Genomic DNA, 11,498 nt, shown 5'->3' with positions numbered 1-11,498 from the left:
TTTAGACTTTTTTTCCCTCAAAAAGTGCCGACCATTGGAGTGATTGGGGGGAAAATTCCGGGACTTTTTCCCTGAAAATTAGGTAGTTGACCACCTGAAAATCGATAAAACCCCACACCCCACACCCCACACCCCACACCCTGCCCCCAGGAAAAACTTTTTCAGCAAGCCCTATTTATTGGGGATTTGGTCGGATTTAGCTGGCTGCGGGTACACGGCTGCCGCTAACTCCGGGGACAGGACCACGACGAATGTTGGTTTCCGCTTCGATGGGAACGAATTCAATATGATTGAGGAGGGTAGTAACGAAAGCAAAGAGTAAAAAAGGCAAAGAGAGGACGACGACTAACCCCACGGTAGCGAGGGCGAAAATTTGTCTAGTGCTACTCCAAAGAGCTAGAGTGGAAGCGAGAGTAAGAAAAATAACGATTAACCAAACGATTATTTGTCCGTAAATATCTCCGAAGGTGAGGGTGCAAACCATGCGATAGTTACGAAAATCCTTATCCATAACAGTAAACCCGTAGATAGTCAGTTATTGTTTCAGGGTAAGTCTATAATTGTCAGCTTGGTCAATATTTAAAGGTTTTTATAAACACTTGTTGATAAATCTTTACAATTCTGCGCCGAGCGGGTAGCCAAATCTAGAGGTAAGAGCGGTATTGTTTGGTTGCCCTTCCGGAAAACTAAGTTGCTCTCCTAAGAATTGATAAGAATTGCTAAGAATTAGCAAAAAACTTGCCATAATTTTGGCGAACGCTCTTTACAATTAAGTTAGAAGGGCAAGGAGGAGCAAGCCTAATGAAAACTTTTGTTGAGCGTTATCGGTCTTGGTTTAATTGGACAACCCTAGCCATGGTTGTTCTCGGTTTCTGGTTAAGTGCCAGTTTCGTCATCGATTTAATCATTCTCCCCAGCTTATCCGTAGCTGGCATGATGACACAAAATGGCTTTGCCAGTGCCGGTTACTTGCTATTTGGCATTTTTAACCATCTGGAATTAGTTTGTGCGGCGATTGTGCTGTGTAGCTTTGTTGTCTTCCACCGCTATCATACCTTAATCCATCTCCCCGAACATCGATCGCTTCTATTCGCCGGTGTTCTCTTAGTAATCACCCTAATTTACACCTATTTTCTCACTCCCAATCTGAGCGCTATGGGTTTACTGGCTCCCGTTACTGCGTCGGGAATGTCGGGAGAAATGATGTCCTTGCAGATTGGTTACTGGTTTCTAGAAGTGGTTAAAGGTTTAATAGCTTTTACCCTGTTGCGCTGGTGTTGGCGAGATGCCTTTAAGTTGGCTTAGTTTTTGATGACAAGCGGGGTTCAACCCGCTTTTTTTAGTTCTAGCAATATAATCCGCCTATTTGATTCGTGAACAGAGACGCAGCACAACCATCGAAGCCAAGAATAGAGGTCGTAAATTTTTTACACTTCATTTAGGCGCACTAGGGGATTCCATGGTTGATAACGAACAGGTTTAATAACTTGCTAAGTGGGTGGGTGGAATTAAATATAAGATGAACTTAGGTTGGGTTGAAGCATGAAACCCAACGCCCGCTCATGTTACGCTACCGCTAACCCATCCTACAAATAATTGTGCCTCCCTACTAAGAAAAAATCTAGGGGATTCCATGATTGATAACGAACAGGTTTAATAACTTGCTATCTAAGCATAAATCAGTTACAATTCTTGCAAATTAACTTCGTCTGTGAGGAAAGCTGGAAGTGTTGTTAAAAAAAGCCAAAAGAAACGGCCGTATAAGACACATATTTTCTGGAGGAATTTTGATCACATCCTGTGTGGGGACAGCCATACTTTGCGATCGGGTGAAGGCCCTTCCTTCCCCCTTAGACATTGACGCTGCTTCTATTCGGGTATCCCAGGAAAAAATTATCATTAATTCCCCCGTAGAATTAGAGAGGACAGAAAGAGTTCTGACCACCAATTCCTTCTCGACAACAGAGGGATTAGCCGATAGTAATCTGCCCTCATCCTTAGAAAATAAACCAGAGAAATCTTCCCTCGATACTTTAGCAACAGAAAAGACCAGGACAATTTCAACCCTAGAAGAATGGAAGGCGAATCTAGGGACAACGCAAGCAAGTCAGCTTTTACCAGCAGGAGTTAATAACTCGCCAGAAGTCGAAAAATGGCAAGCACAGGCATCTACCCCCGTTGATCCCAATATTTCTCCCGAATTGCAGCGTTTACGTCAAGAGTTTCTGATTGAGGAACCGCAATTAAGGCAACAAACCCTTTCTGCGAAACTGGCGGAATTTGTGGTTACTCCTAGTGGCAGTATCTCTACTCCCAGCGCTTTTGGAGCGACTTTTGGGCAGATTTTCGGTGGTTTCGGTTTCCAGTCGAGAACCCGTTTTACCAATCAAGCAGATGGTGGGTTAGCCCTAGGGGGTGGTTTGGGAGACCCCCAGAAAATTGTCGGTTTAGATGTAACTCTGGCGATTTTGAGCCTTTTTGGTGATAATGCCGGACGGGGCAGTTTTAGCTTTAAAATTCACCGTTCTCTGCCAGAAAGTTTTGCTGTGGCCCTAGGATTTGAAAACGCTATTAACTGGGGTGGGACAGATGGCAGTAGCAGTATCTACGGGGTGGTGAGTAAATTTTTTCAGTTAACAGAAACAACGGAAGAACCCTTTAGCCAATTGACGCTCTCTTTGGGTGTTGGTGGTGGTCGTTTTCGCTCGGAAGGAGCCATCGAAGATGGGGTAAACTCGCTGGGTGTCTTTGCTAGTGCTGGTTTACGAATTGTTGAACCGGTCTCGGCCATTGTCGAATGGTCGGGTCAAGATTTAAACGCAGGTATTTCCCTGATTCCCTTCCCGAAAGTCCCCTTGACGATTAACCTTGCCGGTGCTGATTTAACGGGCAATGCCGGGGACGGCGCTCGCTTCGTCATGAGTATCGGCTACAATTACTTTTTCCCCCGTTAGTCGGTTTTTAGATTGTCTAATTTAGTTTTTTGAATGAGGATAAAGACCATGTTGATGAAATGGTTGACTAATTGGCAAGTTTCCCTAGTGGCGGCGGTTTTGCTGACCAATTCCCTAGTCTCTCCCGTTATGGCGCAAACCGGCAACCAATCCGATATCACCGGACCAATTCTTTCCACCAGTGATTTTGCCGGTCAAACTATCCCCACCACCACCGTCACGGGATTGGGATTTCAGGGGGGAGAACCGGCTCAAATCTCTGTTAATCAGACGGCTGCTTCTGTGAATGCTCTTTTAGCCAGTAATAATTTAACCTCCCCCACGGGTACCCCGATTCCCGCAGCCGTTCAGGAATTGCTACTGAGCATCTTAACCGGGGATGCACAGGCGGGTAATAATATCAATGCTGTCATTGCCGCTCTTAGCACTGTACCAGGCGCACCGCTAGATCTTATTGAAGACTTATTGAACCGATTAGAAGGATTAACCTCAGATAATACGGTTAATCCAGTTAAATTGCTGGCGGCGGTGCAGGCCTATAATGCGATGATTTCAGCCAGTAACGAAGCATTTCTCAGCAATATCCCCGCAGACATACGAGCCTTTGGAGTATCCTTAGCTGCATTGGTGGAAGCCACTCGCTAACCCGCATTTTCCCTGCTCACTTCACCATAGTCTTCTCGGATTAGAGGGCTGTGGTGAAGGCTCCACCGTGGGCGCGGTGGTTGGCGGTGAGGGAGTTACAGGAGGGGTATTTCTTCCCTCTAAAGATTGTTGGAGCTTGTCTCGCAGTTTTTTGGCAGTATCGGAGTTAGGATTAATTTTGAGAGCTTGTTCGTAGGCGGCCAGCGCCTCTTGGGGGCGTTTCCAGTAGGTCAAGACCAGACCTTTCCCGTACCAAGCTTGATAGAGTTGAGAATCGAGTTGCAAGGCTTTTTCATAGGCGGCATAGGCGAGGGCTAATTGTCCTAACCGCCACATTTTATTGCCTTGATTAAGCCAGTTTAGGGGATTAGTATCGTTATTATTGGGAACTTCAAAAGCCTTGTATAATTCATCACCAATTTCTTGCAAAGATAAGGTATTGGGGGGCGAACTTTCGACATTTATCTGCCCTTGAATGCCAGACTGGGGTGCTAATTTCAAAAAAGTAGTGATGGGAATAGCGAGACTAAAGCCAATTGGCACGGGAACCTTGGCGATTTTTTCGGCTTCATTTTGTCCGTGAACCGCGATGACTCGTCCATTGAGATCCAACACTGGACCGCCACTCATGCCCCCATAGGTGACACTGGTATAAACTATCTCATACCCCAACTCCGGGGGAAATATTTTCAGCAAGGGTGTAATGTCCTTGGGCAGCACTTTCCCCACATTGAACAATCGTTTCCGCTTGCCGATAAATTTCGGATCCGGCCATCCAGAAGCAAAAATAAATTGTTCGTCAGCTACTTGATAGTTAGCCAAGGTAGCTAATTGATAATTTTGGTCGCTCTGAAACTGTACGAGAGCTAGATCTACTCCGGGTAATTTTTTGATGCTATTGTAATCGAGCGGATATTGCTTGCCATCCCAGGTAATAATTTTTAGTTGATCGTAATAGAACTTGCAGGCATCTCTAGCATCTTTACAGATCACATGACTGGCAGTAAGAACAGTATAAACTTTTCCTTCTTTGGCAATAATTGATCCAGAGCCATTAGCAGTAATTTTCCCATTCGCCCCCTCTTCTTCTGAGGGGATTAAAACGGTAATCTTTTCAGCAATTTTTTCTATCTGCTCAGTTGTTGATGCCTTAGCAATCTGAGGAGAAACCACAAACACCGCTATACTAACTAGGGCGGCGGAAATTTTCAAGAAATTGTTGCTCATTCTGGTTTAAAAATACAGTTGAGTGGAATTTACCAGAGGGGTGTGGGAGCGGGATTCTTTTCTCTTGGGGTTGACGAGGATGGAGAAGGAAAATCTTCCCAGAAAGTGGGTTCTCTATGGGTGGGAAGCGGTGGGGGTGACACTGCGGGCCGTTGCCGACTGGAAGCAGATAGAGAAGATGACCCCGATTTTGAAAAAGTCCCGATAGGAATCGCCCAACTTAATCGACTCATTTGTTCCCACAGTGCCGGTGAAGTCACTGTTCCATCAGCAAAAACGTAGGATTTACCCCAGAGAGGATAAGCATGAATCCCGTTAATGCCAATAACTTTACCTTGCCGATTCAGCAGCGGTCCGCCACTCATGCCATTTTTAATCTTATTGGTGTAGCCGATTTGGTAGCCTCTCGAAAAGGATTTATCACTCAAAAGCGACACTTTACCCACGGTGAAGGTAAATCCTTGTTCTGTCGGGCGATCGCCATCGTAGGGAAAGCCAGCGGCGAAAACTTCATCTCCGATAGCGAGATCATCGACATTAGCCAAATCAGCAATAGAATAAACTTGGCTACTGCGAAAAGAAACTAAGCCTAAATCATAATCATTCAACCGAACTGTTCTGACCAACTCACCCCGATGTATCTTGCCGTCAGGGGTTTGTATTTGCCAACCCCGATAGCGATACCGCCCTAAAACATGGTCATTAGTGAGGACTTTGTAGGAAGAACCCTGCTTTTCAACTAAAATGCCCGAACCCCAGCCTTGCCCTGATAACACCTTAACAGTAATTGCTCTGGCTAACTGACGCAGCTGTTGTTCTGAAAGTTGTTGAGAGCTATGGGCATTGGCCTGGTTAGGTTCCAGAGCAGGAGCATAGCTTTGCACAGCAAGCAAAGGTGTGGACAGTCCCAATAATAAACCGCCCACACCAGCCAAAATTCTTTTTATCGCCCGACTCACTTGATCACTATGCTCCTATCTATAGAACTAGAAAAGTTTACCAAACAGCGGGCGTTGGGTTTCCTTGCGTCAACCCAACCTACCTTATCTATAGAACTAGAAAAGTTTACCAAACAGAACCGCCCGATGGTTTTTGGGGCGACTGTTCGGGAGAAGTCTCCGGCAGTGGAGAGGGGGACGAACCGGTAGCCAGATTTGTTTCCACGGGAACGCTTTCTAGGAATTTTTTGAAATGGACAGTGGCAGAATCCGATGAGCTTTCAAACAAAGGACTGCTGCTGGCTCCTTCCCGGATGTCGAATAGCTGTTCGATTTTCTGGGTTGCGTTTTCCCCTCTCTTGAGGGTAAATAATAGGTTACTGCTATTTGCCCGTTCTCGTCCATCACTAGGGGAATAGATGACCGGCAGACCATTGAGATAGCCAGTGGTAATAATATCAATTCCGCCTGGTCGAGCGTTCAGGCTGTTGAATCTTCCAGTTACTTCTTGACACCGTTGCATGGGAGTATAACCGGAACCGCTGAAATAACGAGAAACCCAACGAATCACAGGCTTATATTCATTAGGTCCGACTTGGGCAGCGGTTGTGGGAACTCCTACATAGGGGCCTGTCAGTGGTACAAGACACTCGAATCTGGTTTGAGCTTGGCTCGGTGATTGTAAGGTCAAGGCAGCTCCTACACCAATCAGACCAATAGTCAGAGTTTTTGTCAAAGTTTGTAATTTCATTGTCCTTATCCTAATCCTGCAAAGGGACTCCGTTGTACACTTCAAAGGTAGCTTTTGTTTTTCCGTTAAATAAAAGAAAGCAAGGCCTTTGCAACAATTCTTATTTTTTGGATTAGCTTTTCTTCAAACTCCTTTAAGAGAGCAATCAGATGAGTTCGTTTACCCCAAAGCAGACCAAACTTCTAACTTACTGACCACGCGACGAATCACCTCATCGGTAAACTCACTCATGGTCATTTGGCCCCCTAAATCGGGGGTTTTTTTGCCCTCGTGAATAGTTTCAAAGACACTTTCATAAATTGCCCTGGAAGCTTTACGCGCCTCGCTAGTTTCGATATAACCTAACAAAGCTGCCGAGGCTAAAATCATCGCCATGGGATTAGCGATATTTTTGCCCTCTAAAGCGGGGGCAGTGCCGTGGGGAGCTTCTGCCATAATAGTTTTAACTGCTAAGGTCTCCTCATCAAATCCCAAAACTAAACTTTCGGCCCCGGCAATACTGCCATAGAGTTGCAAGACAAAATCGGATAATAAATCGCCATCGCGATTAAGTGCTGGAATCACCAAAGCTTCGCCGTCGGTTTGTAAAAGTAGGGCAAAAGTTGCATCAATTAACAGGGGTTGATAACGCACTTCCGGATGTCTTTGGGCCGCCGCGTCTAATTCCTCTTTAAACATCCCTTCGTAGGTGGCACTAACGGTGAATTTTGGGCCGCCAAATACCCGCGCCCCGGTTTTTTTGGCCTGTTGAAAGGTAAACTCGGCCACAGCGCGACTGGTAGCCCTAGAAATGCGCGAGGTGCGATAGGCAATTTCATCGCCGGTGGCAGTGGTTTCTCGCCATTCTTTGGCCCCGTAGGCATCATCAACGGCCATGCGGACAATGGCAATGGGAGAATAAACGCCCCCAATCGGACGAATACCGGGGATACGGCGACCGATGCGGAGAATTACCTGAGAATTCATTGCTTCTCTTAAAATAGCGTTAGGACTGCCCACATCTCCTTTAATTTCTGGGGTAATAGTGGCAGCTTTGAGAGCTAATCCGGTTTTTAGAGTCGCTTCAGCGGCCTCGTGAACCACTTGATTGTTACTCTGGCGACGCTGGGCTAAACTAAGATCAAAATCGGCAAAGTTAACCGGTTGACGAATTATCGAGGGTTGCAATACTCTCAGGGCTTCTAGTAATAGTTCTTCTCCAGTTTGGTCGCCGTGCATGACCACAATAGTGGGGATATTTTCAGTCATAATTTTTGAGTTTTAATAAAAATTTTCAAGTATATCTTAATGCTTAATTGACCGTTTAATCGGCTAAAAAAGATACTTTTTACCTTAATTAATTCTGTAATTTTATCAATCTTGCAGAAAAAGATATATAATACCAAATCTGGTTATTAAAAACCGATTATTTATTCTCCCTTTTGCATAAGTGCCTCTTGCATGAGTGCCTCTTGCCTTAAACCCTAATTAATATTATGCCCGATCGCTAATTAAATTAGCAATCGGGCAGTGGTGAGAATTAATTAACCCAAGATTTAGAAAGCTTGTTCAACTTCGGCAATTTCGGGAATCACTTCCCGGAGACGACGTTCGATGCCCATTTTTAGGGTCATGGTGGAACTGGGACAGGAACCGCAAGCGCCTTGAAGACGCAGTTTGACGACTGGCCCGTCGATTTCGACTAATTCCACGTTACCACCATCCGCCATCAGGTAGGGGCGCATTTCATCTAAAACTTGTTCGACGTTATTGGGAGTCAGTGTTAAAGACATAATCAGCTTCTGGTCAGAGATTTATTACAGTGTAAGTAAGTGGTTTCAATTAAATTGAAGATAGATCTTGTCTTTGATCCCCCCTGCCCCCCTTGATAAGGGGGGTGCCGATAGGCGGGGGGATCCGACAATTTTTAACACCCACCTACTTAGTTACTTCGATCCTAACGCTTTTTGGGCGGGGATAACCCTTAAGATTCTAAAAGCTGCAGATTGATAAAAGTAAATTCTGTGGTGGATTTTTCGCCCCCGGCATCGATTGCGTTAATTACTTGACAGGAGGGTAAATAATAATTACCGATTTTTTCGTAGGTTTCCTTAAAGTCACGTTTTCCCTTTAATTCATCGGTTTTAGCATTGCGGAAAATGGCATTATAGCGAATAGAAATATAACCTTCTCCCGTATCGAGACTTTCCTCGGTATTAATAGTAAAAGCCATCGGTCCCATGACTCGACTGACTTGACAGATTTCCTGGCCGCGGACTTTATAATTAGACCCCATCGCATCGCCGGTGACAAGAATTTCTACCGCACCGGTGGGATCATCTTGCCCGAAATTAAACTGGTTTTTGCCGTGGGAAGCCTCAAAATTGCCTCTTTTACGGTGAGTAACGATGTCGCGCATTTGATTATAGATACTTTCTTGCACTTTCTCGTCATCAATGCCCGTTACTTCCACACTATAATCGGCATTAACTTGAATTTTGCCCGTATAGACTTCCTCCCCTTGGGTGAGGATAATATCAGCAGTGTAACCGGGGAATCGTTCATCCCAAGTGTAACGGTTTTCGTAGGCGGAGCGGAAAATATCTCGGGCGTTCGTCGTGGCTACAGTCATAATCGCTTTACTTGTGTTGATAACTCCATTTATATCATTGTCGCTGATTTTTTCGCCTCTGGCCGAGATTTCTAGAAAACTAGATGAATTCCACAGCTTAGGGAAAAGTCAGTTAGAATGGGTCAATGACCCGTCCCTTGCTCGATTGCCATAAATCTAAATAAGCAAAAAATAAACATGAGCAATTATGACAAAATTAAGTCCAAAAGTTACCGCAATTATTCGTTCTGGTGAACAACAAGGATATGTAGGTGAATGCGTGGAAATTTCGATTGTCACCCAGGGAAATACCTTAGATGAGGTGGTTAATAATCTCCAAGAAGCCATTTTACTGCATTTAGAGGGAGAAGACCCCAGGGAGTTCGGTCTAGTTGCCAAACCTTCTCTACAGATTATATTTGAGTTACAGCCAGAATATGCCTAAGCTGAAACAACTATCCGGCAAAGACATTATCAAAATTCTTGATCGATTTGGTTTTACTATTAACAGTCAACGAGGAAGTCACATAAAATTGCGTCGTGTCATCTCGGAGAGAAAGGAGACTTTAACTATTCCCAATCATCGGCAACTTGATCCCGGAACCTGTTACGCTATTTTTAGGCAAGCAAGTCAATATATTCCAGAATCAGAGCTTTATCCTTACTTCTATGACTTATAGAAAAAGTTAGGGGGTTCCCGGGGGCGTATCGCGATAGTATTTGATCATCAAAAAATCGGGCTAAAATAGAAAAAACTCACCCTCAGCGACCAAGGCGATGGCAGAAGAAACGGCGAAAATCAAGCTTTATCGGAAAACCTATCAACTTCCCCAACTAAATCGCCCCGATTTATTAATTTTGCAGGATCAGATTCAAGAAAGACAGCAACTGATTAAAACCGGAAAACGGGTCCGCAATACATGGTTAGGATTGAGGAAAAAAGAAGAACCCCTCAATTTCGAGGAAACTTTTCAAGAATTGGAAAGGTTAGTCAAGGACTATAACCAGTTAATCAGATTTCTCACCGACCATAAGGATGAATACCGGCGGTTTTTCCAGTCACTGACCGAGGAAATCAAGGAGGCAGTGGCGGTTAAATGCCAGAAATTGGCGGAAACAGAGCGAAAACGCCAATCTTTGGAGAATAGCATCGGCTCGGCCGACCTGCGAGATACCCTGAGACTACAGAAACAGCAGATTTTCCGCACCGTGATTCTTGTTGGTCGCGCCAGCTTGCTCATGCTCAAGAAAATCGACCTAATCAGCGAAAGTATCCAGAAATTAGCTGAAGATCAGGATACACAAAAACAGGTTTTCTCGAAAATGATCGGCGAGTTGAACGGGTACAAACAAGTGTATCAGTTGCAGCTGGAGTTAGATAGTCTGGAAAAAGAAGCGATCGAAATGGCCAAAGTAGCCATTAATCTAGAACAATACCTAAAACCAATTATCGGACAGTTTCAAGGCTTAATCGATCGAGTAGTGACCATTGACGGGGAACTTTCCCGCAGTGTCAGCGAAGTTGAATCCCTCGTCCAGAACATTCTTAGTTCCGAATCGGCCGTATCTTTCCGCAAAAACGAGAATCTATCGGCTAGTTTGCTCAATTTCCTCGTCACCAGCGAAGAAAAGCGCGACCGTTTAGCGATCGCATTAGAGCGAGCCGAGCAGGAAGGATGGCAATGGACAGACGTGGAAATCCCCGACGAGGAAATCGAACTCGAAACCGCCATTCAACGCATCAACAACCATGTAATCGAGAGAGTTGGGAATTTTAGCACCTCCGTCGTCGGTGACTCTCCTATTCCTCCCCCTCCTCAACAAAAGACACTCCTAGACAATAAAACTTCATTTACCGAAAACCTACCCAATGGGATAACACTGGAGATGGTGAACTTACCAGCAGGTGAATTTCTTATGGGATCTCCTGACAGTGATTCTGATGCTCAAAGTAGAGAAAAGCCTCAACACCAAGTTAAAGTCAACAGTTTTGCGATTGGGAAATATCCAGTGACTCAGGCACAATATCAAGCAGTAATGGGAACAAATCCCTCTGAGTTTAAAAACAATCCCCAAAATCCAGTAGAAATGGTTAGTTGGGAGGACGCTCAAGCCTTTTGCAAAAAATTGAGTCGAATAACCGGAAAAACCTATCGCCTCCCCACGGAAGCGGAATGGGAATATGCCTGTCGTGCGGGGACAACCACTCGCTTTTATTTCGGTGATGATGCTAATCAGTTAGGAGATTACGCTTGGTAAGCTAAAACGCACTTAAACCACCTAAAATAGAAATAGTAATTTTAGAAAAATCCTACTTATGCCAGCCAAAGATTTCCTAGACTTAGAAGAAAAGAAAAACTTACAAAAAGCTCTTAAAGAAGAAGAAAGAGCAG

Annotated in this window: 12 protein-coding genes and 1 pseudogene; 6 read left to right on the top strand and 7 right to left on the bottom strand. The window is 44.8% G+C overall.

Annotation, left to right across the window (positions count from 1 at the left end):
• Positions 1–196 precede the first annotated feature (196 nt).
• Positions 197–511: a hypothetical protein gene (locus O9300_RS10540; RefSeq protein ID WP_002735918.1), complete on the bottom strand. Its 315-nt coding sequence runs from the start codon at positions 509–511 to the stop codon at positions 197–199.
• Between the two features lie 290 nt (positions 512–801).
• On the opposite strand from O9300_RS10540, the gene O9300_RS10535 reads away from it, so the two are divergent.
• From O9300_RS10535 to O9300_RS10525, 3 genes are all read left to right on the top strand, one after another.
• The gene (locus tag O9300_RS10535; RefSeq protein WP_002792980.1) at positions 802–1,305 is read left to right on the top strand and encodes a hypothetical protein; all 504 of its coding nucleotides are present in this window, start codon (positions 802–804) and stop codon (positions 1,303–1,305) included.
• A gap of 422 nt (positions 1,306–1,727) precedes the next feature.
• Positions 1,728–2,954 carry a hypothetical protein gene (locus O9300_RS10530; RefSeq protein WP_353851553.1) on the top strand — a complete coding sequence of 409 codons (1,227 nt, stop codon included), beginning with the start codon at positions 1,728–1,730 and terminating at the stop codon, positions 2,952–2,954.
• Positions 2,955–3,002: 48 nt separating this feature from the next.
• Positions 3,003–3,599 (top strand): hypothetical protein, encoded by a 597-nt coding sequence (locus O9300_RS10525; protein ID WP_287971585.1) that lies wholly within the window; start codon positions 3,003–3,005, stop codon positions 3,597–3,599.
• Between the two features lie 21 nt (positions 3,600–3,620).
• Here the strand turns inward: O9300_RS10525 and O9300_RS10520 are convergent, their stop codons facing one another.
• From O9300_RS10520 to O9300_RS10495, 6 genes are all read right to left on the bottom strand, one after another.
• On the bottom strand, positions 3,621–4,826 hold the full coding sequence (locus tag O9300_RS10520; RefSeq protein WP_287971584.1) for a tetratricopeptide repeat-containing S1 family peptidase: 1,206 nt from the start codon (positions 4,824–4,826) through the stop codon (positions 3,621–3,623).
• Between the two features lie 29 nt (positions 4,827–4,855).
• Entirely contained in the window at positions 4,856–5,785 is a 930-nt protein-coding gene (locus O9300_RS10515) for a S1 family peptidase (protein ID WP_002798678.1), read from the bottom strand.
• 106 nt (positions 5,786–5,891) lie between these two features.
• Entirely contained in the window at positions 5,892–6,515 is a 624-nt protein-coding gene (locus O9300_RS10510; RefSeq protein WP_287971583.1) for a COP23 domain-containing protein, read from the bottom strand.
• Between the two features lie 159 nt (positions 6,516–6,674).
• On the bottom strand, positions 6,675–7,763 hold the full coding sequence (locus O9300_RS10505) for an isocitrate/isopropylmalate family dehydrogenase (RefSeq protein ID WP_150977911.1): 1,089 nt from the start codon (positions 7,761–7,763) through the stop codon (positions 6,675–6,677).
• A gap of 287 nt (positions 7,764–8,050) precedes the next feature.
• Positions 8,051–8,287 carry a NifU family protein gene (locus tag O9300_RS10500; RefSeq protein ID WP_002735229.1) on the bottom strand — a complete coding sequence of 79 codons (237 nt, stop codon included), beginning with the start codon at positions 8,285–8,287 and terminating at the stop codon, positions 8,051–8,053.
• 191 nt (positions 8,288–8,478) lie between these two features.
• Complete coding sequence (locus O9300_RS10495; protein ID WP_287971582.1) at positions 8,479–9,126, bottom strand: DUF3386 domain-containing protein; 648 nt, start codon at positions 9,124–9,126, stop codon at positions 8,479–8,481.
• A 187-nt stretch (positions 9,127–9,313) separates the two neighbouring features.
• On the opposite strand from O9300_RS10495, the gene O9300_RS10490 reads away from it, so the two are divergent.
• The 3 genes and pseudogenes from O9300_RS10490 to O9300_RS10480 all read left to right on the top strand — a co-directional run.
• Positions 9,314–9,550: a type II toxin-antitoxin system HicB family antitoxin gene (locus O9300_RS10490; RefSeq protein ID WP_002753114.1), complete on the top strand. Its 237-nt coding sequence runs from the start codon at positions 9,314–9,316 to the stop codon at positions 9,548–9,550.
• Positions 9,543–9,785, top strand: coding sequence for a type II toxin-antitoxin system HicA family toxin (locus O9300_RS10485; protein WP_072927660.1), 243 nt, complete (start codon positions 9,543–9,545; stop codon positions 9,783–9,785). The genes O9300_RS10490 and O9300_RS10485 overlap by 8 nt, the downstream gene beginning before the upstream one ends.
• A gap of 97 nt (positions 9,786–9,882) precedes the next feature.
• Positions 9,883–11,361, top strand: a pseudogene (locus tag O9300_RS10480) (formylglycine-generating enzyme family protein); the annotation flags it as partial.
• Positions 11,362–11,498 lie beyond the last annotated feature (137 nt).

This window comes from Microcystis sp. LE19-195.1E (assembly GCF_027532095.1).
GTDB classification, from domain to species: Bacteria; Cyanobacteriota; Cyanobacteriia; order Cyanobacteriales; family Microcystaceae; genus Microcystis; species Microcystis aeruginosa.
Note: the sequence above shows the minus strand (reverse complement) of the source record. Positions and strands in the feature narration are given on the sequence as shown.

Coding starts and splice junctions, on each gene's coding strand:
- O9300_RS10525 (WP_287971585.1), top strand. CDS start 3,003: ATGTTGATGAAATGGTTGACTAATTGGCAAGTTTCCCTAGTGGCGGCG.
- O9300_RS10490 (WP_002753114.1), top strand. CDS start 9,314: ATGACAAAATTAAGTCCAAAAGTTACCGCAATTATTCGTTCTGGTGAA.
- O9300_RS10510 (WP_287971583.1), bottom strand. CDS start 6,515: ATGAAATTACAAACTTTGACAAAAACTCTGACTATTGGTCTGATTGGT.
- O9300_RS10500 (WP_002735229.1), bottom strand. CDS start 8,287: ATGTCTTTAACACTGACTCCCAATAACGTCGAACAAGTTTTAGATGAA.
- O9300_RS10520 (WP_287971584.1), bottom strand. CDS start 4,826: ATGAGCAACAATTTCTTGAAAATTTCCGCCGCCCTAGTTAGTATAGCG.
- O9300_RS10535 (WP_002792980.1), top strand. CDS start 802: ATGAAAACTTTTGTTGAGCGTTATCGGTCTTGGTTTAATTGGACAACC.
- O9300_RS10495 (WP_287971582.1), bottom strand. CDS start 9,126: ATGACTGTAGCCACGACGAACGCCCGAGATATTTTCCGCTCCGCCTAC.
- O9300_RS10540 (WP_002735918.1), bottom strand. CDS start 511: ATGGATAAGGATTTTCGTAACTATCGCATGGTTTGCACCCTCACCTTC.
- O9300_RS10485 (WP_072927660.1), top strand. CDS start 9,543: ATGCCTAAGCTGAAACAACTATCCGGCAAAGACATTATCAAAATTCTT.
- O9300_RS10505 (WP_150977911.1), bottom strand. CDS start 7,763: ATGACTGAAAATATCCCCACTATTGTGGTCATGCACGGCGACCAAACT.